The 20651-nt window shown below is 67.9% G+C and carries 23 protein-coding genes, 2 tRNA genes and 1 pseudogene; 16 read left to right on the forward strand and 10 right to left on the reverse strand.

Annotated features, from left to right (window positions below; all coding sequences use genetic code 11):
* The first annotated feature begins 122 nt into the window (after nt 1-122).
* From sucC to PX554_RS08365, 6 genes are all read left to right on the forward strand, one after another.
* A complete protein-coding gene (sucC, locus tag PX554_RS08340) occupies nt 123-1322 on the forward strand; it encodes an ADP-forming succinate--CoA ligase subunit beta (protein WP_275500623.1) in 1200 nt (399 codons plus the stop codon).
* Nucleotides 1323-1443: 121 nt separating this feature from the next.
* Nucleotides 1444-2193: an electron transfer flavoprotein subunit beta/FixA family protein gene (locus PX554_RS08345; protein ID WP_275500625.1), complete on the forward strand. Its 750-nt coding sequence runs from the start codon at nt 1444-1446 to the stop codon at nt 2191-2193.
* A gap of 107 nt (nt 2194-2300) precedes the next feature.
* Complete coding sequence (locus PX554_RS08350) at nt 2301-3230, forward strand: electron transfer flavoprotein subunit alpha/FixB family protein (protein ID WP_093224939.1); 930 nt, start codon at nt 2301-2303, stop codon at nt 3228-3230.
* A 130-nt stretch (nt 3231-3360) separates the two neighbouring features.
* A complete protein-coding gene (locus PX554_RS08355) occupies nt 3361-4038 on the forward strand; it encodes a phytanoyl-CoA dioxygenase family protein (RefSeq protein ID WP_275500634.1) in 678 nt (225 codons plus the stop codon).
* A 63-nt stretch (nt 4039-4101) separates the two neighbouring features.
* A complete protein-coding gene (locus tag PX554_RS08360) occupies nt 4102-4326 on the forward strand; it encodes a DUF3072 domain-containing protein (protein WP_275500636.1) in 225 nt (74 codons plus the stop codon).
* A 48-nt stretch (nt 4327-4374) separates the two neighbouring features.
* Nucleotides 4375-4497 carry a hypothetical protein gene (locus PX554_RS08365; RefSeq protein WP_256326255.1) on the forward strand — a complete coding sequence of 41 codons (123 nt, stop codon included), beginning with the start codon at nt 4375-4377 and terminating at the stop codon, nt 4495-4497.
* Nucleotides 4498-4526: 29 nt separating this feature from the next.
* On the opposite strand, the gene infC is transcribed toward PX554_RS08365, so the two are convergent.
* From infC to PX554_RS08380, 3 genes are all read right to left on the reverse strand, one after another.
* A complete protein-coding gene (infC, locus tag PX554_RS08370; RefSeq protein WP_069204113.1) occupies nt 4527-5063 on the reverse strand; it encodes a translation initiation factor IF-3 in 537 nt (178 codons plus the stop codon).
* 188 nt (nt 5064-5251) lie between these two features.
* Nucleotides 5252-5338, reverse strand: a tRNA-Leu gene (locus tag PX554_RS08375).
* A 259-nt stretch (nt 5339-5597) separates the two neighbouring features.
* Nucleotides 5598-6317 (reverse strand): MJ0042-type zinc finger domain-containing protein, encoded by a 720-nt coding sequence (locus PX554_RS08380; protein WP_275500639.1) that lies wholly within the window; start codon nt 6315-6317, stop codon nt 5598-5600.
* Nucleotides 6318-6486: 169 nt separating this feature from the next.
* Between PX554_RS08380 and ftsE the strand changes: the two genes are divergently transcribed.
* The 4 genes from ftsE to PX554_RS08400 are packed head-to-tail and all read left to right on the forward strand — an operon-like array spanning nt 6487 to nt 9359.
* Nucleotides 6487-7209 (forward strand): cell division ATP-binding protein FtsE, encoded by a 723-nt coding sequence (gene ftsE, locus PX554_RS08385; protein ID WP_093224945.1) that lies wholly within the window; start codon nt 6487-6489, stop codon nt 7207-7209.
* Nucleotides 7206-8099 carry a cell division protein FtsX gene (locus tag PX554_RS08390; RefSeq protein WP_275500641.1) on the forward strand — a complete coding sequence of 298 codons (894 nt, stop codon included), beginning with the start codon at nt 7206-7208 and terminating at the stop codon, nt 8097-8099. The genes ftsE and PX554_RS08390 overlap by 4 nt, the downstream gene beginning before the upstream one ends.
* A 37-nt stretch (nt 8100-8136) precedes the next feature.
* Nucleotides 8137-8673 carry a YdcF family protein gene (locus tag PX554_RS08395; protein ID WP_275500643.1) on the forward strand — a complete coding sequence of 179 codons (537 nt, stop codon included), beginning with the start codon at nt 8137-8139 and terminating at the stop codon, nt 8671-8673.
* Nucleotides 8670-9359, forward strand: a complete 690-nt coding sequence (locus tag PX554_RS08400) for a lysophospholipid acyltransferase family protein (protein ID WP_275500645.1) — start codon at nt 8670-8672, stop codon at nt 9357-9359. Before PX554_RS08395 ends, PX554_RS08400 begins: the two co-directional genes overlap by 4 nt.
* A 213-nt stretch (nt 9360-9572) precedes the next feature.
* On the opposite strand, the gene PX554_RS08405 is transcribed toward PX554_RS08400, so the two are convergent.
* Complete coding sequence (locus PX554_RS08405; RefSeq protein ID WP_275500647.1) at nt 9573-10196, reverse strand: TetR/AcrR family transcriptional regulator; 624 nt, start codon at nt 10194-10196, stop codon at nt 9573-9575.
* 53 nt (nt 10197-10249) lie between these two features.
* Between PX554_RS08405 and PX554_RS08410 the strand changes: the two genes are divergently transcribed.
* Nucleotides 10250-11098, forward strand: coding sequence for an oxidoreductase (locus PX554_RS08410; protein WP_275500648.1), 849 nt, complete (start codon nt 10250-10252; stop codon nt 11096-11098).
* 95 nt (nt 11099-11193) lie between these two features.
* Here the strand turns inward: PX554_RS08410 and PX554_RS08415 are convergent, their stop codons facing one another.
* A complete protein-coding gene (locus tag PX554_RS08415) occupies nt 11194-11874 on the reverse strand; it encodes an RlmE family RNA methyltransferase (protein WP_275500650.1) in 681 nt (226 codons plus the stop codon).
* A gap of 10 nt (nt 11875-11884) precedes the next feature.
* Entirely contained in the window at nt 11885-12901 is a 1017-nt protein-coding gene (locus PX554_RS08420) for a Ppx/GppA phosphatase family protein (RefSeq protein ID WP_420833431.1), read from the reverse strand.
* A gap of 182 nt (nt 12902-13083) precedes the next feature.
* Here PX554_RS08420 and PX554_RS08425 point away from each other — a divergent pair.
* Nucleotides 13084-13157: transfer RNA gene (locus PX554_RS08425), tRNA-Gln, on the forward strand.
* A gap of 97 nt (nt 13158-13254) precedes the next feature.
* Here PX554_RS08425 and rhuM read toward each other — a convergent pair.
* Nucleotides 13255-14347, reverse strand: a pseudogene (gene rhuM, locus PX554_RS08430) (RhuM family protein).
* Between the two features lie 139 nt (nt 14348-14486).
* Here rhuM and PX554_RS08435 point away from each other — a divergent pair.
* Nucleotides 14487-14744: a hypothetical protein gene (locus PX554_RS08435; protein WP_275500653.1), complete on the forward strand. Its 258-nt coding sequence runs from the start codon at nt 14487-14489 to the stop codon at nt 14742-14744.
* A 1-nt stretch (nt 14745) separates the two neighbouring features.
* On the opposite strand, the gene thrS is transcribed toward PX554_RS08435, so the two are convergent.
* Together thrS and PX554_RS08445 are read right to left on the reverse strand one after the other, a co-directional pair.
* Nucleotides 14746-16746 carry a threonine--tRNA ligase gene (thrS, locus tag PX554_RS08440; RefSeq protein ID WP_275500656.1) on the reverse strand — a complete coding sequence of 667 codons (2001 nt, stop codon included), beginning with the start codon at nt 16744-16746 and terminating at the stop codon, nt 14746-14748.
* A gap of 171 nt (nt 16747-16917) precedes the next feature.
* On the reverse strand, nt 16918-17736 hold the full coding sequence (locus tag PX554_RS08445; protein WP_275500658.1) for an LD-carboxypeptidase: 819 nt from the start codon (nt 17734-17736) through the stop codon (nt 16918-16920).
* Nucleotides 17737-17876: 140 nt separating this feature from the next.
* Between PX554_RS08445 and PX554_RS08450 the strand changes: the two genes are divergently transcribed.
* From PX554_RS08450 to PX554_RS08460, 3 genes are read left to right on the forward strand one after another with little or no spacing between them, the layout of a single operon-like run.
* Nucleotides 17877-19289 (forward strand): glutamate ligase domain-containing protein, encoded by a 1413-nt coding sequence (locus tag PX554_RS08450; protein WP_275500660.1) that lies wholly within the window; start codon nt 17877-17879, stop codon nt 19287-19289.
* A 22-nt stretch (nt 19290-19311) separates the two neighbouring features.
* On the forward strand, nt 19312-19566 hold the full coding sequence (locus tag PX554_RS08455; RefSeq protein ID WP_275500662.1) for a DUF6356 family protein: 255 nt from the start codon (nt 19312-19314) through the stop codon (nt 19564-19566).
* Between the two features lie 25 nt (nt 19567-19591).
* The gene (locus tag PX554_RS08460; RefSeq protein WP_275500663.1) at nt 19592-20155 is read left to right on the forward strand and encodes a hypothetical protein; all 564 of its coding nucleotides are present in this window, start codon (nt 19592-19594) and stop codon (nt 20153-20155) included.
* Nucleotides 20156-20158: 3 nt separating this feature from the next.
* Here PX554_RS08460 and PX554_RS08465 read toward each other — a convergent pair whose 3' ends face one another.
* Nucleotides 20159-20362: a hypothetical protein gene (locus PX554_RS08465; protein ID WP_275500664.1), complete on the reverse strand. Its 204-nt coding sequence runs from the start codon at nt 20360-20362 to the stop codon at nt 20159-20161.
* Between the last annotated feature and the right edge of the window lie 289 nt (nt 20363-20651).

Below are 20651 nucleotides of genomic sequence, written 5' to 3' on the forward strand. Positions count from 1 at the left end.
CGTTTCGCAATATCAACACCCTTTGATGGCCGGTCTCCGACGGCTGCGCTGCAGGGGTGGATTCGCGCGGGCCGCTGTGCTTTAGGCGGATCAACTGTCCGCAACTCGAAAAGGCGCGCGCCATGAACATTCACGAATATCAGGCCAAGGAACTGCTCGCGAAATATGGCGTACCGGTCCCCGCGGGCTATGCCGCGATGACCGTGGAGGAGGCCGTCGAGGCTTCGAAGAAGCTGCCCGGGCCGCTGTACGTCGTGAAGGCGCAGATCCACGCCGGCGGCCGCGGCAAGGGCAAGTTCAAGGAACTGCCGCCCGAGGCGAAGGGCGGCGTGCGCCTCGCCTGGAACGAGGAGGAAGTCCGCGCGGCTGCGGCCGACATGCTCGGCAACACGCTGGTGACGATCCAGACCGGCGAGCATGGCAAGCAGGTCAACCGCCTGTACGTCACCGACGGCGCCGACATCGACAAGGAATTCTACCTCGCGCTGCTCGTCAACCGTGCGACCGGCCGCGTCTCGATGGTCGTCTCGACCGAGGGCGGCATGGACATCGAAACCGTCGCGCATGACACGCCCGAGAAGATCCACGCGATCGACATCGACACCGCGACCGGCTTCATGCCGCATCATGGCCGTGCCGTGGCTGCCGCGCTCGGCCTGACCGGCGATCTCGCTAAGCAGGCGGCCTCGACCGCGGCGAAGCTGTATGCGGCGTTCCTCGGCACCGATGCCGAGCAGATCGAGATCAACCCGCTCGCGGTCACCAAGCAGGGCCAGTTGCTCGTGCTCGACGCCAAGGTCGGCTTCGACGGCAATGCGATGTTCCGCCACAAGGATCTGCTCGAACTGCGCGACGAAACCGAGGAAGACCCGGCCGAGCTGGAAGCCTCGAAGTACGATCTCGCCTATATCAAGCTCGATGGCGATATCGGCTGCATGGTCAACGGCGCCGGCCTCGCGATGGCGACGATGGACATCATCAAGCTCAACGGCATGTTCCCGGCGAACTTCCTCGATGTCGGCGGTGGCGCCAACAAGGAGAAGGTGACCGCCGCGTTCAAGATCATCCTCGCCGATCCGAACGTGAAGGGCATCCTCGTCAACATCTTCGGCGGCATCATGAAGTGCGACATCATCGCCGAGGGCATCGTCGCCGCCGCCAAGGAAGTGAACCTGTCGGTGCCGCTGGTCGTCCGCCTCGAGGGCACCAACGTCCAGCAGGGCAAGGACATCCTCGCCAATTCGGGTCTGGCGATCGTTCCGGCGAACGATCTGGGCGATGCCGCGAAGAAGATCGTGGCCGAGGTGAAGAAGGCCGCGTAAGCGGTTTGCAAAGGTAGCGCCGGCCGGTTTGCAACTTTACATTTGCCAACCGGCCGCCGCATCGCGCACGGCAGTCTCGCGAAGCGCCGTGTCGCGCGAAGGAACGTGAGAGGACTGCCGCATGAAGGTGCTGGTGCCGGTCAAGCGGGTGCTTGATTACAATGTTAAGCCCCGGGTGAAGGCGGACGGGACGGGGATCGACCTCGCCAACGTCAAGATGAGCATGAACCCGTTCGACGAGATTGCCGTCGAAGAGGCGATCCGCCTCAAGGAAAAGGGCGTCGTCACCGAGATCGTCGTGGTGTCGATCGGCGAACCCAAGGCGCAGGACACGCTGCGCACCGCGCTGGCGATGGGCGCCGACCGCGCGATCCTCGTAACCTCCGATACCAAGGTCGAGCCGCTCGGCGTCGCCAAGCTGCTCAAGGCGATCGCGGACGAGGAACAGCCCTCGCTCGTCATCCTCGGCAAGCAGGCGATCGACGACGACAACAACCAGACCGGGCAGATGCTCGCCGCGCTGACCGGCTGGGGACAGGGCACGTTCGCCTCGAAGGTCGAGGTCGAGGGCGACTCGGTTACCGTCACGCGCGAGGTCGATGGCGGCGCCGAGACCGAGAAGCTCAAGCTGCCCGCGATCGTGACCACCGATCTGCGCCTCAACGAGCCGCGCTACGCCTCGCTGCCCAACATCATGAAGGCGAAGTCCAAGCCGCTCGCGACCAAGACCGCCGCCGATTTCGGCGTCGATGTGTCGCCGCGCCTGACCACGCTGAAGGTCGAGGAGCCGGCGAAGCGCTCGGCGGGCGTCAAGGTCGCCGATGTCGATGAGCTGGTCGGCAAGCTGAAGGCGCTGGGCGTCGCGAAGTAAGGCGCGCCGAACATATCGAACCGTTCGCCCTGAGCGTGTCGACGGGCGTGTTTCGGGCGCGGGCTTCGACTGGCTCGGCCCGAACGGGAATGAGAGGACCGAGATAGATGAGCGTTCTGGTTTGGGTCGAACATGACGGCACCGCCGTCAAGGATGCCACGCTTCCGACGGTGACCGCCGCCGCCAAGCTCGGCGACGTGGTGCTGCTCGTCGCGGGTGAAGGCGTGTCCGCAGCGGCCGACGCCGCGGCCAAGATCGCCGGCGTCGCGAAGGTGTTGGTCGCCGACGAGGCCGCGCTCGCGCACGCGCTGCCCGAGAACGTCGCGCCGCTGGTGGCGACGCTGATGGCGGATCACGACGCGTTTCTGGTGCCCGCCACCACCAACGGCAAGAACATCGCGCCCCGCGTCGCCGCGTTGCTCGATGTGATGCAGATTTCGGACATCCTCAGCGTCGAAAGCGCAGACACGTTCACGCGCCCGATCTACGCTGGCAATGCGATCGCGACGGTGCAATCGAAGGACGCCAAGAAGGTGATCTCGGTACGCGGCACCGCGTTCGAGAAGGCAGCGGCCGAAGGGGGCTCGGCACCGGTCGAGCCGGTGTCGGGCGCGACCGACGCGGGCGTCTCGACCTATGTCGGCAGCGAGATCGCGACGTCGGAGCGGCCCGAACTGACCTCGGCGAAGATCATCGTCTCGGGCGGACGGGCGCTCCAGAACGGCGAGAATTTCCACGCGCTGATCGAGCCGCTCGCCGACAAGCTCGGCGCGGGCGTGGGCGCGAGCCGCGCGGCGGTCGATGCGGGCTATGTCCCCAACGACTATCAGGTCGGCCAGACCGGCAAGATCGTCGCCCCCGAAGTGTATATCGCGGTCGGCATTTCGGGCGCGATCCAGCATCTTGCCGGCATGAAGGATTCGAAGACGATCATCGCGATCAACAAGGACGAGGACGCGCCGATCTTCCAGGTCGCCGACATCGGGCTGGTCGGCGATCTGTTCAAGATCGTGCCGGAGTTGACGTCGAAATTGTAGGATCGGAGCGAAGCTCCGGTCCGGTGCGTGCAAGCGAAGCGCGCATGCACCATTTCGACCGGCCGGCGCGGCCATAGCCGCGGCCGACGACGCGGGCTTTGCCCGCGTCGCTGCCATATGAGCAGACCGAATGGTAAGCGCGGACAATCTCTCGCTCGAACGCCACGGTGCCGAACGCCTGGACTGCGCCGCGCTTCCGATCCTGTCGCACCTTCTAGCTTTGGCGGATACGCTGGCGGCTGAGCGCGCCGGTACGCGCCTGCACGGCATCCCCGCGCTGACCGCGCTCCTCGCCCCCGACGCGGCGCTTGGCCATCTCGCCGGCGTTCGCCTTGGTCCGCGCGCCCGGTCGGTTCGCGCGATCCTCTTCGACAAGACCGCCGACACGAATTGGGCGCTCGGCTGGCATCAGGACCGCGTGATCGCCGTGCGCGAGCGGATCGACACGCCGGGCTACGGGCCGTGGTCTGTGAAACAGGGGATGCTCCACGTCGCTCCACCTGCGGCGTTGCTGGCAGGTATGCTGACGATGCGCGTGCATCTCGATGCGGTGCCAGCCACCAACGCGCCATTGCTCGTCGCACCGGGTACGCACAGGCTCGGGCGGATCGCCGAGGATCGTATCGAGGCGGTTGTGGCCGACCACGGCTCGGTCGCCTGCCTGGCGGACGCTGGGGATGTTTGGCTTTACGCCACGCCGATCTTGCATGGCTCGGCGGCTGCGGCCGAGCCCGGCCGACGGCGCGTATTCCAGGTCGATTTCGCGGCGTGCGATTTGCCCAGCGGGCTGAGGTGGCTCGGCGTTTAACCTGACGGGAACCGCGTGCCGGTTCTCGCGTTCAGAACATATCAAGAACACATGAGGCAAGCGATGACCGACCAGCCGCACAATCCCAAGCTCGACGAGCATCCTGGATCGAATACCGAAAAAGACCCGTCCGACTGGGTCTCGGGTGGCGAGCCGATGACCGGCGCGCAGGCAAGCTATCTCACCACGCTGAGCGAGGAAGCCGGCGAAACCCCGCCGCCCGAGGATCTGACCAAGGCGGATGCGTCCAAGCGCATCGATGAGTTGAAGGGCGCGCTCGGCCGCTGACCGCGGCGAGGGACGGCGTGCGCGATACGTTGGGCGGAGTTGGAGACGATGCTCTCCGCTGCGTTCGTGCTGAGCGTGTCGAAGCACGTGACCGCAGCGCGCCATGAGATGCGCGTGGGGATGCCCGACGCGATCCTGCCTCCTGCCACCGCACGCAAACGCCCGGCGTGACTCGCGTCACTGCCGGGCGCTTCGCATGCTTATTTGGGGGAGAGCACCATCAGCATCTGGCGGCCTTCCATGCGCGGATAGGCTTCGACCTTGGCGGTCTCGGCGGCATCGGCCTGGACGCGCTGGAGGAGTTGCATGCCGAGCTGGCCGTGCGACAATTCGCGGCCACGGAAACGCAGCGTTACCTTGACCTTGTCGCCCTCACCGATGAACTCGATGATCTTCTTCATCTTCGTATCATAATCATGATCGTCGATGTTCGGACGCATTTTGATCTCCTTGATCTCCTGCGTTTTCTGCGATTTGCGCGCGAGGTTGGCCTTCTTCTGCGCCTCGTACTTGAACTTGCCGACGTCGAGGAACTTGGCCACGGGCGGATCGGCGTTGGGCGACACTTCGACGAGGTCGAGCCCGACCGCCTGCGCCTGTTCGAACGCCTCGCGCGTGTACATCACACCCAGGTTTTCGCCGTCCTGGTCGATCACGCGGACCTTGGGCGACTGGATGAATTCATTGAAGCGCGGGCCGTTCATCGGCATCGGCGCGCCCTGCGGGCGACGGATCATGGGAGGACGTATGGGTATTGCTCCTGAGGTTTTAGATCAGCCTATATAGGGGATTTCGCGCGCACGCGAAAGATGTGCCGGCGAAAGGCCGCACGATTTAGACCGATGATGCATCCGCAATGGCGCCGTGTCGGGGAAGCCCCCTGCTCCGGCGGCGGGCGCCGCGCGGGCGCCCGCCGATCCGGGAGTGGTGCGGTCGAGAAGACTCGAACTTCCACGGCCTTTCGGCCACAACGACCTCAACGTTGCGCGTCTACCAGTTCCGCCACGACCGCACGTGATACACCGGGATGCCCCGGTGGCTGGCAGGCGAGCGCCACTAGCAAAGCGAATCCGGGCTGGCAACAGCAATCATCTTTTGTTTGAAAAACGGCGCCGGCCCGCTCCTACCCGCCAGCCCGCTTCTACCCGATCGTCCCGAGCGGAGTCGAAGGACAGGCCAGGAACGCAGGCGCCTCGACGTCGCTCGGCGCGAACGGATGGGATTACGTTGGCGTGATCGAGGGCTTGCCGCCGTCACGGAACGTCGCCCGGTCAGTCCCGCGCTTCGCCTGAAAAGCTCAGCACCAGCTTCTTGGCGTTGACCGGCACGTCGAGCTTGGCGCTGTTGAAGCCGACCTGGCCGTGGGGCGCGAGCATCATCGCATCGGGGCGGATCGTCCAGCTATAGACGAGCCGGCCCTGCTCGTCGCGCAGCTCGGCGCGGATGTCGGGTACCTGCTGCCGCGAATCGGTCGGGTTGAGCACGGTGCCGCTGATCGCGAAAATCTCGCTGCCATTGTCGAGGTCGTGATGATCGATCGGCTTGCTGACGATCCGCAGCGGGGTGTCGCGCGGCCCGAGCGGGAGGCCGAGCTGCGAGGCCAGCCCGGGCGCGCCCGAATACAGCACGATTCCGGCCGCGATCAGCATCACCAGCCCCGCCACGATCGCCGCCAGGGTCCAGCGCCGCGCGGGGTTGCGGCGGGGTTTGAACGGCGGGCGATGCGCGAACGGGTCGATCGCGCGGGTGTAGCTGGCGTCCTCATACACGCGCGGCGCTTCCGGCGCCGCCCGCGGTTCGGGAGCCGCTTCGACGGGTTCGGGTTCGGGGGCCGGGGCGGCCGGCTCGGGCGCATCCTCCTCGACGATCTCGACGCCCGACTGGAACCAGCTATGCCGGCAATTCGCGCAGCGCACCGTGCGTCCATCCATGCCGATCGCAGTATCGGGGACGAGATAACGGGTACGACAATCGGGGCATTCAAGGATCATGATACGCAGTCCGAGGCGGCGGGCCACCTGCAGCCTCACTACGAATCTAAGCATCCGGCGCGCGCGGTGGCAAGTCTTTCGAGTCGCCCGGCTTGAAGCGGCGCGCCCGATCGTGCGATGGGCCTGCGTTGGGGCACGGCAAGGAAGCGAGCGGCAAGCGCCGGGATCAATGGCGAACATCGTCCAGTTCGAGAATGTCGGCCTGCGCTACGGCACGGGCGCGGAGACCTTGTCCGACGTGAGCTTCACGCTGTCGAGCGGCGCCTTTTATTTCCTCACCGGCACGAGCGGCGCGGGCAAGACCTCGCTGCTCAAATTGCTGTATCTCGCGCAGCGCCCGACGCGCGGCGGCATCCGCCTGTTCGGCGAGGACGCGGTAACGCTACCGCGCGCGCGCCTGCCGGGTTTCCGCCGGCGGATCGGCGTGGTGTTCCAGGATTTCCGGCTCGTCCCGCATCTCTCCGCCTATGACAATATCGCGCTGCCGTTGCGCGTGTCGGGGGTAGCCGAGAGCGATATCGACGCGCCGGTCCGCGAGATGCTGGCCTGGGTCGGGCTCGACCGGCGGATCGACGCCAAGCCGCCGACGCTGTCGGGCGGCGAGCAACAGCGCGTCGCGATCGCACGCGCGGTGATCGGCCGGCCCGAAATCCTCGTCGCGGATGAACCGACCGGCAACGTCGATCCCGATATGGCCGAACGGCTGCTGCACCTGTTCGATTCGCTCAACCGGCTCGGCACCACGGTCGTCGTCGCGACGCACGATTTCCATTTGCTCGGGCGCATCCCCGACGCGCACATGATGCGGCTCGACAAGGGACGCCTGCTCGATCCGACCGGGTCGCTGCGCTTCCCGCCCCCCGAAAGCCAGGCGCCGGGGGCGGCGGCATGAGGATCGGCTTCATCACCGCCGCCGCCGACCGCCGGCTGCTCGACGAGCGGGGCGGCACGCGCGCGATGATGTGGATCATGGCGATCATGCTGTTCCTCACCGCGCTCGCCGCCGCGCTCGGCCTCGCCACGCTCGCGGCGACGGCGCTGCTCGACCGGCAACTGGTCGGGCGGCTGACCGTGCAGATCGTCGAGCCGTCTGCGCCGGCGCGCGCCGCGCAGAACGCCGCCGCGCTCGGCGCGCTGCGCGCCGCGCCGGGGGTGCGCGACGCGGCCGAGGTCGATTTCGCGCCGCTCGCCGCGCTGCTGCTGGCGAGCCTCGGGGCGGATGGCGCCGATCCCGATCTGCCGATCCCGGCGATGATCGATGTCGATCTCACCTCGGGCGGCGATGCCGCGGCCGCTTCGGTCGCGGCGGCGGTGGCGCGCGTGGCGCCCTCCGCGCGGGTCGACCGGCACCAGCGCTGGATGTCGCCGGTGAGCGGGTTCATGCGGCTCGTCACCTGGCTGGCGGCGGGGCTGGTCGCGCTGATCGCGGGGGCGACGGCGGCGGTGGTGATCCTCGCCGCGCGGGCGAGCCTCGAGACGCACCGCGAGACGATCGAGGTGATGCACATGCTCGGCTCGACCGACATGCAGATCGCGCGGCTGTTCCAGCGCCGCATCGCGCTCGACACGCTGCTCGGCGGGGCGGTCGGCACTGTGCTCGCGGTCGCGGTGGCGGCTGCGCTGGGCGCACGGCTGGCGACGCTCGGATCGGACCTGCTCGACGGCCTCGCGCTCGGGCAGCGCGACTGGGCGCTGCTGGCGCTGCTGCCGTTCGCCTTCGCGCTGCTCGCCACGGTCGCGGCGCGCTACGCCGTGCTCGGCGCGCTGAGGAAGATCCTGTGACGGGCCTGCGGATGCCGTGCGCGGAAGCGCCCCGCTCATGATCCGCAAGCTCGCCGCCGCGCTTGCGCTGCTGTGGGGCGGCGGCTTCGGCGTGTTCCTCCTGGCGATGCCGGGGCCGCTCGATGACCGCCGCACCGACGCGATCGTCGTGCCGACCGGCGGCGCGGGGCGGATCGACCGCGGCCTCGCCCTCCTTCAGCGCCATGCCGCCAAGCGGCTGCTGGTGACCGGAGTGGCGCCCGAGGTCCGGCCGATCGAACTCGCGCTCGAATATCGCGTGCCCCCCTCGCTGCTGGCGTGCTGCGTCGATCTCGGCCAGGAGGCGGTGGATACGCGCTCCAACGCGGACGAAACCGCGCAGTGGCTGCGCGAGCATGGCTATCGGACGGTGCGGCTCGTCACCTCCAACTGGCATCTGCCGCGCGCGCGGCTCGAACTGGTCCATGCGACGGGAGACGACATCATCGTCTATGGCGACGGCGTCGCGAGCAAGCCACGCTTCCTGACGCTGGTCGCCGAGTACAACAAGCTGATCGTCCGCTGGGTGGCGCTGACGCTGGGAGTGGGGGCATGATCGGTCTGCGCAATCTCGCCTTCGCGGTGGTCTTCTACGGCGGATCGGTGGCGTTCGTGCTGCTGTCGCCGCTCGCCGCCGCGATCGGACGCCCCGCGCTGCTCGGCCTCGCGCGCGCCTGGATCGGGTTCCACCGCTGGGCGGCGCGCGCGCTGCTCGGCATCGAGACGCGGATCGTGGGCGATCCGCAGCTCGGCACGCCCGCGCTCTACGCCGCCAAGCACCAGTCGATGTACGAGACGCTCGAGCTGAGCCGCATCCTGAATCGCCCCGCGATCGTGATGAAGCAGGAACTCGCCGACATTCCGATCTGGGGCCGGGCGGCGCGGCGCTACGGCGTGATCGTGGTCGACCGCGAGGCGTCGGCGGGCGCGCTCAGGCGGATGCTGGGGGAGGCCAAGGTGGCGCTCGACGCAGGCCGCTCGATCGTGATCTTCCCCGAGGGCACGCGGGTCGCGCCGGGCGAGCGGCCCGCGCTCAAATCCGGGTTCGCGGGGCTGTACCAGATGCTCAAGCTGCCGGTGGTGCCGGTCGCGCTCGACAGCGGACGGGTGTGGCCACGGCGCGGGCCGAAGCGGCCGGGCGTGGTGACGATCCGCTTCGGCGAGCCGATCCCGCCGGGGCTGTCGCGCAAGGAGGCCGAGGCGCGGGTCCATGCGGCGATCAATGCGCTGGAGCGGGACTGACGGACGGCCTAAGATCGCTAACGTTGTCCATCCTCGCCACGGTGACGCAGGTGTCACTTTTGGACGCGCGGGGCGGCCGGGTATAAAGTACCGGTCGTGACGGAGCGCCGTGATGGCGCGGGCGCTGACACTGTCAAAGAGCATGTGCGCGAGCATGCCCGAGGCGGCGCGTGTAGGACAGGCGCAACGGGGGGCGGCCCGGCGCGCGGGTGGCTAGCCGGCCGGATCGGGCGTGGGCGCGCGATCGGCGAACGCCAACAGCAGCGTGGCGGCGATCGCCCGCGCCTCGGCGCCGAGTGCATCGTCCGCCAGTTCGCCGGCGCTCCAGAACGACAGGGCGCCGCGAAAGCCGAGCGCCAGTTGCCTCGGCAGGTAGCCGAGCGCCTGCTCCCGCAAGGGCTCCGCGATCCCCTCTCCGCCGGCCAGCGCCGAGACCCAGAGCGCGGTGGAGCGGGACCAGGCGCGCCCGGGGAACGGACTGGCCGTGCCGATCCACCCCATCACCGCGCGATTCACGCCGGGTTCCTCGAGCATCACCGCGACCGCCATGTCCACGGCGAGCATGACGCGCGCCGCCGCCCCCGGCGGTTGGCGCGCCTCGGCGAACCGCGCCATCATCGTGTCGATGCGGCGGTCGGACAGAGCGTGCATGATCGCCCCCTTGCTCCCGAACTGATTGAACGGGGTCGCGAAGCTGACGGCGGCCTCGGCGGCGAGCTCGCGCATCGAAAAGTCGGCCTTGCCCCCGCGCAGCAGCCGCTCCGCCGCGTCGATCACACGCTGGCGCACCGCTTCGCCCCGGACGGGGGCGGGTATCTGACTCTTGTCTCGCGCCATGGCCCTATCTATATCATGATATACATTGATATGCGGTAATTCGGAGTTGGTCCATGTCGACAGCGCAATCCAAGACATTTCTCATCACCGGGGTCAGTTCTGGCCTCGGCCGCGCGTTCGCGGAAGCGGCGCTTGACGCCGGTCACCGGGTGATCGGGACGGTGCGCAAGGCGGGCGACGCCGACGCGTTCGCCGCGCTCGCGCCCGAGCGCGCACACCCGCTGATCCTCGACGTGACCGACTTCGCGGCGATCCCGGCGGCGGTGGCGGCGGCGGAACACGCCGTCGGGCCGGTCGCGGTGCTGGTCAACAATGCGGGGTACGGCCATGAAGGCGTGCTCGAAGAATCCTCGATCGACGATCTCCAGCGCCAGTTCGCCGCGAATGTGTACGGCCCGGTGGCGATGATGAAGGCGGTGCTGCCGGGAATGCGGGCGCGCCGCGCCGGCCATATCGTCAACGTCACCTCGATGGGCGGTTTCATCACCATGCCGGGGATAAGCTTCTACTGCGGCAGCAAGTTCGCCCTGGAAGGCATTTCCGAAGCGCTCGGCAAGGAGGTCGCGGGCTTCGGCATCCGGGTGACGGCGCTCGCGCCGGGGCAGTTCCGCACCGATTGGGCGGGGCGCTCGATGGACCGGACGCCGCGCAGCATCGACGATTATGACGCGGTGATGGACCCGATCCGCGCGGCGCGCCAGGCCAAGAGCGGCAACCAGCCGGGCGATCCGGCCAAGGCGGCGCAAGCCTTGCTCGCGCTGGTGGACGCCGAGACGCCGCCGGCGCGGCTGTTCCTGGGCGATGATGCGTTGAGCCTGGTCGACCAGAAGCTCGACGCGATGCGGGCCGAGATCACCGCCTGGGAGGGGCTCTCGCGTTCGACCAGCTTCGCGTCGTCCTAGGCGGATCGGGCCGCGTGGGGCGAGCGCTCGGTCGCCCTCACCCTTCCGCCGGCTGCGCCGGCTCCCTCCCTCTCCCGGTGGGAGAGGGACATCGGTCACTCAGTTTCCGCCGCCGCTCGTCCCTTGAACCCCTGTGCGACCACGTACCATTCGGACGATCCCTTGCGGCTCGCCGGCGGCTTGGCGTGTTTGACGCTGGTGAAGTTGCGCTTCAACTCGGCGACCAGCGCCGAATCGGCGCCGCCCGCGAACACCTTGCCGACGAAGCCGCCGCCGGGTTCGAGCACGTCCACCGCGAAGGCGACCGCCGCCTCGACCAGCCCCATCGTGCGTAGCGCGTCGGTCTGCGGATGGCCGACGGTGTTGGCGGCCATGTCCGACAGGACAAGATCGGGCGCGCCGCCCAACTCGGCCATCAGGCGCTCAGGCGCTGCGTCGGCCATGAAATCCATCTGGAGCAGCGTGACGCCGTCGAGCGGATCGACCGGGAGCAGATCGATCCCGACCACGCCCGCGCGCGGCACCTGCCGCCGCACCACCTGCGCCCAGCCGCCCGGCGCGACGCCGAGATCGACGACGCGGCGGACGCCCTTGAGGAAACCGAACCGCTCGTCGAGTTCGATCAGCTTATAGGCGGCGCGGCTGCGATAGCCCTCCGCCTTGGCGCGCTTGACGTAAGGATCGTTGAGCTGGCGTTCGAGCCAGCGCGTCGATTGCGCGGTGCGCTTGCGCGCGGTCTTGACGCGGGTGCGCAGGCCGCCACCATCGCGGCTCATCGGATATGGCTCAAAACACGGGTCCGTTCATGAGGCGGCGTAAAATCCCTTCGCGGATGCCGCGATCGGCCACGCCGAGCCGCTCCGCCGGCCAGAGATCGAGGATGGTTTCGAGGATCGCGCAGCCCGCCACCACCAGATCGGCGCGCTCGTTGCCGATGCAGGGCAGGCGCGCGCGCTCGGCGAGGCTCATCCGCGAGAGGTCGCTGCTGATCTTGCGCATCGAGGCGGCAGGCACGATCAGCCCGTCGACCGCGGCGCGATCATAATGCGAGAGTTCGAGATGGACGCTGGCGAGCGTCGTCACCGTGCCGCTGGTGCCGAGCAGCCGCGGCCGCTCGACGCGGGGCAGGCGGCGCGCGAAGCCCGCGAAGCTCTCCGCCACCGCCGCGCGCATCCGCGCATAGGCGGCGAGGCGGCCGTCCTCGCCGTCGCCGTGGCCGAGGCTTTCGGTGAGCGACACGACGCCCCACGGCGCGCTGTGCCAGTCGAGCACCACCGGATTGGGGCCGCGTGTATCGACCAGCACGAGTTCGGTCGAGCCGCCGCCGATGTCGAAGATCAGCGCCGGCCCCTCGCCGGGTTCGATCAGCGCGTGGCAGCCGAGCACGGCGAGCCGCGCCTCCTCCTCGGCGGTGATGATGTCGAGGTGGATGCCGGTTTCGGCATAGGCGCGCGCGATGAAATCGGCGCCGTTGGCCGCGCGCCGGCACGCCTCGGTCGCGACCGCGCGCGACAGCGTGACGTTGCGGCGGCGCAATTTGTCCGAACAGATTTTCAGCGCGGCGACGGTGCGCTCGATCGCCGCATCGCTGAGCCGCCCCGACGAGGCGAGCCCCTCGCCGAGCCGCACGATCCGCGAAAACGCATCGATCACCGCGAAACCGGCGCCCTGCGGCCGCACGATCAGCAGCCGGCAATTGTTGGTGCCGAGATCGAGCGCGGCATAATGGCGCGCTCCCGGCCATTGCGCACGCGCCTCCTTCGGAGCCGGATGGGCGGAGGACTGCCCCCGCCGATGCGGCATTCTGGGCGAATGATCCCCCATGCCGTCAACTCACTCTCTACATCATCTGCCGTTGCGACGTGCCGGAATGGCCCGCGCCCGGTGCTTGGGTGCCACGCTACCGCAGGCGAACGGATGCGGCAAGCGGGCGACGTGAGTCAGTTGACAGCCCAGCGCGCGCCACCTAAGGGGCCAGTCCGCGTTGCCCCGTCGTCTAAAGGTAAGACTACGGACTCTGACTCCGTCAATTGAGGTTCGAATCCTCACGGGGCATCCAGCGGCTCGTCATATCGATGGGATCGCTCGGCAATCTCCGAGCGCTCGGCACTGCCGCCGAAATTGAGTCCCCCAATTGGGCGCGCTGACGATCAGGATCATCGACGCGTCGGGCGACTGGTTTTGGGGAGGGCGTTGTCCTGCGCTTTCAGCGCGGCCATCATCTTATCGGCTTCGATCTGGCGCTCGGCCTTTCGGGCCGCGCTGTAGATTTCGTACTGGCGCTCGGCATGCCGCTTCGCATCGGGCGCCGACACGCTCCCGCCGTGGGTGAGCACGACGCGGCCGAGAGATTGGAGCTGCCGGTCCAAGATGCGGCGTGCGTCGTCCATCATGACCAAACGACCGACAGCGGCTTGGTCCTCGAAGATGTCAAGAAGGATGGTGGTCAGGCGATTCAGCTCCTTGACCTCCGAATTGCCGAAATAGTTTTTGGAGACGGTGACGTCACCCTTTCTGATGGTATCGTTCGGCCAAGGTCAGGCCCATGTTGGGCTGGGTCACGTCGGCGCGGGTGGCGAGTATTTCAGCGGGCGTACGCGACGTCACCGCATAGACGATCTTGGCCTGGGTCTTGGTGTAGAAATCTCGCCACGCTTCAGATTTGGCATCATAATCCTGGCACATGGCGCAGATCTTACGCAGTTCGCGATAGACGTTCGCCTCGTCCGAGCGGATATCCCGGATGATCTCGCGCAGTTCGGCGATGCGATCCGCATTCTCCGGCTGCTTGAGGCGGACGGAATCGATCACGAAACCCTTGGTCGCGAACTGCACCAGCTTCTCGGTCGCCCAGCGCCGGAACAGCGTAGCCTGAGCCGACGACACCCGATAGCCGACCGATATGACCATATCGAGGCTGTAGAGGTTCGCGGGGCGCCCGGTCGATGTTTGCGCTTTTTGCAAAGAAGTCGATTCGTCGAGTTCGCCTTCCTCCAGGATATTGCTGATATGCCTGGATATAACCGAGACATCCCGCCCAAAGAGGTCGGCGATCTGCGCTTGGGTCATCCATAGCGCCTCGCCTATATATCGAATGTCGAGGCGCATGCCCTTGTCGGTGCCATAAACGAGAAAGCGGTCGCCCGTCTTCTCATCCTCGTGCAAAACCACAGGGTCCATTTCCGGCATAGATCGCCTCCACGTCAGATGATTCGGCAAGCGGAACAATCGGGGAACGGCGGTTGCCATGCAAGGGGGCGATTTCGCGGCGGTTCGGCGAGACGTAAGCGGCGGTCACGAGCTTTGCCGCGATTGGCGCTTCCGTTGAACGGAAACATCTCCGACGACGGTCTTCTGGTGTCGGGCGGGGCGTTGTATCTGAAGCGCCATGCCGAAGAAGCGCTATCTCACCGCCACGATGCCCGACGGGTACGTCAAGACGATCGGGCCGACTGCGGCCGCGTTCACGCATTACTGGCGGATCGTCGCCGAGCTTGAGACCGGGCGGACCGAGGTGTTCTGGGGGCATGCAAAATCGCTCAAGGACGCGACCGGCAAGCGCGCCGCGACCAAGGAGGCCGCGGCGCAGCGTGGCTGGCGGAGCTACCGCTTCGAGATCGCCGAATTGACCGAGACGACGGGCTGAATCACCGCAGATCGGGCGGGGTCGCCTCGGCCTTCAACCGAGCGATCACCGCGTCGAGCGACAGCACTTCCTGCTTCGCGCCCTCGCCGAGCGGGCGGAGCGCGACGGTGCCTTCCTCGGCTTCGCGCTTGCCGACCACCAGCAGGTTCGGAACCTTCGCCAGCGAATGTTCGCGCACCTTGTAGTTGATCTTCTCGTTGCGCAGGTCGGTCTCGACGCGCAGCCCCGCCGCCTTGAGCTTGGCCGCGACCACGGCGGCATACTCATCGGCGTCCGACACGATCGTCGCCACCACCGCCTGCACCGGCGCGAGCCAGAGCGGGAAGCGGCCGGCGTGGTGTTCGATCAGGATGCCGAGGAAGCGTTCGAACGTGCCGAGGATCGCGCGGTGGAGCATCACCGGGCGGTGGCGCTCGCCGTCGTCGCCGACGTACGAGGCGTCGAGCCGCTCGGGCAGCACGCGATCGGACTGGATCGTGCCGACCTGCCACGTCCGCCCGATCGCATCTGTGAGGTGGAATTCGAGCTTGGGCGCGTAGAACGCGCCTTCGCCGGGCAGTTCCTCGAACCTGGCCTTGATCGCCTCGCTCAAATCCGATTGCAGCACCGCCTCGCGGAGTTCCTGCTCGGCCTTGTCCCACATCGCATCGTCGCCGAAGCGCTTGTCGGGGCGCAGCGCGAGCTTGACCGCATACTCCTCGAAACCGAGGTCGCGGTACACGCTGTCGAGCAGCTCGCAGAACGCGCGGACCTCGCCAATCAACTGGTCCTCGCGCACGAAGATATGCGCGTCGTCCTGGGTGAACTGGCGCACGCGCATGATGCCGTGGAGCGCGCCGTGCGGTTCGTTGCGGTGGCAGCAGCCGAACTCGGCCATGCGGATCGGCAGGTCGCGGTAGGATTTGATGCCCTGGCGGAAGATCAGCACGTGCGCCGGGCAGTTCATCGGCTTCAACGCCATCAGATCGGCCTTGCCCGACAGGATCGGGCCGTCCTCTTCGGCATTGGGGATTTCGTCGGGCACCACGAACATATTCTCGCGGTACTTGCCCCAATGGCCCGATTGCTCCCACTGGCGCGCGTCCATCAACTGCGGCGTCTTGACCTCGGCATAGCCGGCGGCGTCGAGCCGGCGGCGCATATACGCCTCGAGCGCGCGCCACAGCACGAAACCCTTGGGGTGCCAGAACACCGAGCCCTGCGCCTCGCTCTGGAGATGGAACAGGTCCATCTCCTGGCCGATGCGGCGGTGGTCGCGCTTGGCGGCCTCTTCCAGCCGCGTGAGATGCTCGGCGAGCTGCTTCTTGTTGAGCCAGCCGGTGCCGTAGATGCGGCTGAGCATCGCGTTGTTCTGGTCGCCGCGCCAATAGGCGCCCGAGACGCGCGTCAGCTTGAACGCATCGGGATCGAGCTTGCCGGTCGAGGCGAGGTGCGGCCCGCGGCACATGTCGAGCCAGTCGCCGCCCGACCAATAGACCGTCAGCGGCTCGTCACCGGGCAGTTCGGCGGCCCATTCGGCCTTGAACGTCTCGCCCTGCTCGCGCCAGCGCGCGATCAGCGCCTCGCGCTCCCACACTTCGCGCTTGAGCGGCTTGTCGGCGCGGATGATGGCGCGCATCGCCTCTTCGATCGCGGGGAGGTCTTCCTCGGTGAAGGGGCGGTCCTTTGGCGCGAAATCGTAATAGAAGCCGTCGTCGGTCGAGGGGCCGAAGGTGATCTGCGTGCCGGGGAAGAGCTGCTGCACCGCTTCGGCGAGGATGTGGGCGTAATCGTGGCGCGCGAGTTCGAGCGCATCGGCCTCGTCGCGCGCCGTCACCAGCGCGAGCTGCGAATCGTGTTCGAACGGGCGCGTGATGTCGCGCAGCTCGCCATCGACGCGCGCGCCGATCGCCGCCTTGGCGAGACCCGGCCCGATCGCCGCGGCGATGTCCGCCGGGGTGGTCCCCGGGGCTACCTCACGGACGGAACCGTCGGGCAGCGTGATGCGGAACATTTCGGACATGGAGGTTCGCTCGGTTTGAGGTGAGAGGATGCCGCTTATGCGGGCGAGGGGCATATAGGCAAGGTTTAGCCGACTCGCCACAACCGTCGCCCCGGCGCAGGCCGGGGCCGTTGGATGGCTGGGCGATCGGATTGCCCCAACACAGCGGCCCCGGCCTTCGCCGGGGCGACGCTATGCCACCCCGAACGGCACCACCTTGTTCTCCGCATCATGCGCGATGTCCGCGCGGCCGAGATAGGGCACGCCCATCTCGCCGCACCAGCGTGCGATCATCTGCTCGGGCGTCTCGCCGAACGCGGGCACGTTGGGCTGGATGTCGGTGACGCGGCCGAGCCGGATGCCGGCAATGCCCTTCAACTGGGTCGCATGCGCCATCTGCGAGAGCATGCGATCGACGCGGTAGAGCGGTTCGGAGACTTCCTCGATCATCAGTACGTGATCGGTGAGGTCGGGCAGCCACGGCGTACCGATCAGCGCGTTCAGGATCGAGAGGTTGAAGGCGGCGGCGGGGCGGCCGTCGAGGCTGGGTTCGAGGCCGGCGCGGTCGCCCCGCACCAACCAGGCGAGCGCGCGCATCACCTCACGCCCCTGGTCGCCGCCGCGGTTGACCTCGACCGGCATCGGCCCGTGCGCGGGGCGGCCGATCCGTCGGGCGTAGAGCGCGGCGAGCAGGAAGCCCATGTCGGAATAGCCGAGATACTGTTTGCGCGCCGCCGCCGGGCCAAGCTGCGGCATAACGGTGTGAAGGATGCGGTTCGAGCCATAGCCGCCGCGCGCGAACCAGATCGCGTCGAACGCGGGATCGTTGGCGAACTCGAGGAACGCGGCGGCGCGCACCGAATCGCTGCCGGCGAAATGGCCGTCCTCGACGAAGCATTGCGGATGGAACACGATCTCCACCTCGGGGACGGTGATCGCGGCGAGCGCCTTGATGCGCGGTTCGACGACCGGGTCGATCGGGCGCGCTGGCGCGCAGACGGCGATTTTCATGTTTTGCCCTGATCCATGCCCCAAACTCCGTTCGCCCCGAGCGAAGTCGAGGGGCAAGCGCGGCGCATAGTGTCTCGACTGCGCTCGACACGAACGGGCGAGGTTGCTCCGGCTTGCGAAAGCTTCGATAGCGTGCCGCCATGCAATCCGCCAAACCCCACGTTTCGCGCCCCTACTTCTTCGTCGGTATCGGCGGCAGCGGGATGATGCCGCTGGCGATGATCCTCGCGGCGCGCGGCGCGCGCGTGGCGGGGTCGGATCGCGCGCTCGATCAGGCGCGGCTGCCCGCCAAGTTCGCGGCGCTCCGTGCGCTCGGCATCGATCTGTTCGCGCAGGACGGCAGCGGCGTGACCTCGCCCGAGCAGATCGTGGTCGCCTCTGCGGCGATCGAAGCGACCGTCGCCGATATCGTCGCGGCGGAGGCGGTCGGCGCGCAGCGGCTGAGCCGCGCGCAACTGCTCGCCGAGCTGTTCAACGCCAGCACGCTGCCGATCGGTGTCGCCGGCACCAGCGGCAAATCGACAGTCACCGGCATGATCGGCTGGATTTTGCACGCCTGCCACCGCGACCCGACGGTGATGAACGGCGCGGTGATGAAGAATTTCGTGGCGCCGCAAGCCCCGTTCGCGAGCGCGCTGGTCGGCGCCGGCGACGCGTTCGTCAGCGAGGTCGACGAGAGCGACGGCTCGATCGCGCTTTACCGGCCGAAAATCGCCGTGCTCAACAATGTCAGCCTCGATCACAAATCGCTCGACGAGCTGCGCATGCTGTTCGGCGATTTCGCGCGCGGGGCGGAGACGGTGATCCTCAACATCGGCGATGCCGAGACGGCGGCGCTGGCGGCATCGCTCGCCACCCCGCCGATCACCTTCGCGGTGGAAGGCGCCGCCGATCTGGTCGCGAAAAATCTCGTGCCCGAGCCGTTCGCGATCAGCTTCGATCTCGTCGCGGACGGGGTGCGCCATCCGGTTCGGCTGGCGGTGCCGGGGCGGCACAACGTCTCGAACGCGCTCGCCGCGATCGGCGCGGCGCGCGCGGCCGGCGTGCCGCTCGCCGAGGCGATCGAGGCGATCGAGGGGTTCGTTGGGCTCAAGCGCCGCTTCGAGCTGGTCGGCGAAGCTGGCGGCGTGTCGGTGATTGACGATTTCGGGCATAATCCCGACAAGATCGCCGCGACGCTCGATACGCTCCATGCCTTCCCGGGGCGATTGCTCGTGCTGTTCCAGCCGCACGGCTATGGCCCGCTCAAGGTGATGCGGCATGAACTCGCCGCGATGTTCCGCGAGACGCTGGCGGCGGAGGATCTGCTCGTGCTGCCCGATCCGGTCTATCAGGGCGGCACGGTGACGCGTGCGGTGACCAGCGCCGATCTGGTCGCCGATATCGGTGGCCGCGCGCGGCACATCCCCGATCGCGCCGAGGCCGCTGCCGCGCTGGTCGCGGACGCGCGTGCGGGCGACCGCATCGTCGTGATGGGCGCGCGCGACGACACGCTGAGCCAGCTCGCCGCCGACATGCTGACGCAAATTGCCGCCCGGGCCGCCGCCGGTTAAAAGGGGACGAAGGAGTCCCGCCATGTTCCGCCGCCTGTTCCTCGATCATCCCGCCTCGGTCGGCGAAAGCTATGGCGAGCATTTCGGCGTGGCGTCGCGCTTCGGCGTGACGATGATCGCCGCCGGTGTCGCCGCGCTGATCCACGGCATCCTGCCGTTCGCGTTCAAGACGACCGGCAGCCGTGCGATCATCCGCCTCCACCGCCAGATCGCCGAGAAACGCGCGGCGACGGCGGCGGCGACCGAGCAGGTGAAGACGGTGGAGTATGTGATCTGAGTTTCCGACTCCGTTCGCACTGAGCTTGTCGAAGTGCGTGCCGCACACGCGGCGCTTGGGGCAGGTGCCCTTCGGCTGGCTGGCAAGCCAGCCGCTCAGGACAGGCTTCGACAAGCTCAGCACGAACGGTGTGGGGGCCGGGGGCGAGGAGCGTATCTCGATCGATTTTTCCGCAACGCCGGCCTTTGGGCTTGCGCCGCGCCGCACCGCGTGGCTTGGGGCGCGGATGGCAAAGTCCGCAACCGATCTGATGCAGGATATCCTCGTCGCCGCGACGCTCGATGCGTTCATGGCGCTCAAGAAGGCGTCGGGCGGGCTGCCCAACGCGCTGGTGCGCGATCTGAACGCGGTGCACGCCAACACCACGCTCGCCGACCTGCCGGCCGAGGTGCAGGCGGCGATCACCGCCAGCGTGCGCGATGCGTTCGCGCGGCTGCTCAAGGAGGGCTATACCGTCGCGCCGAGCCGGGGGGCGCCGCCGCCCGCGCCGCGCGGCCCGACCCCGCCGCCGCGCTCGCGCGCCAAATCCGGGCCGCCAACGGTCGAGACGCGCCGCCCGCGCCCGCCGGTCAAGCCCAAGGGGCGCTGAGCGTCAGTTCGCGGACATCGCATTGGCGAGGACGGCGAGATCGTTGGCATCCACCGCCGTGCCGGTCACATCGGTGTCGGTCGTCGCATTGGCCGCGACCGCCTGCTTGTCCGGCGTCACGCCGACGAACGCGACGGCGCTCCACAGGATGCCCCCGGCCCAGAGCAGCGCCGCCCAGCGGCTGCGGAAGAGTTTGGCATAGGGCATGGCTCCCCTTAGCGGCGAGTGGTCAACCGATTCTTAAACGTTCGCGCAGAGGCGGCGGGGATGGCGGCAGGGCCTATCTCTTCTTCTCCGCGATCTCCGCGAATCAGGAAGCGCGTCGCTTGGGGCGATTTTGCACGCGGAGGCGCGGAGGCGCGAAGAGAAAAAAGAAGATTGAAGGGACGTGGGCGGGGCGCTGGCTTGCTTGATCGGCAACCTCTCTGCGCCTCCGCGTGATCTTAAAGCAACAGCCCGGCCCCGGCGATTCTAAGCCTTTGTGCTGTTTCCCGCG

The organism is Sphingomonas pollutisoli (assembly GCF_029167165.1).
In the GTDB taxonomy this organism is placed as follows: Bacteria; Pseudomonadota; Alphaproteobacteria; order Sphingomonadales; family Sphingomonadaceae; genus Sphingomonas; species Sphingomonas pollutisoli.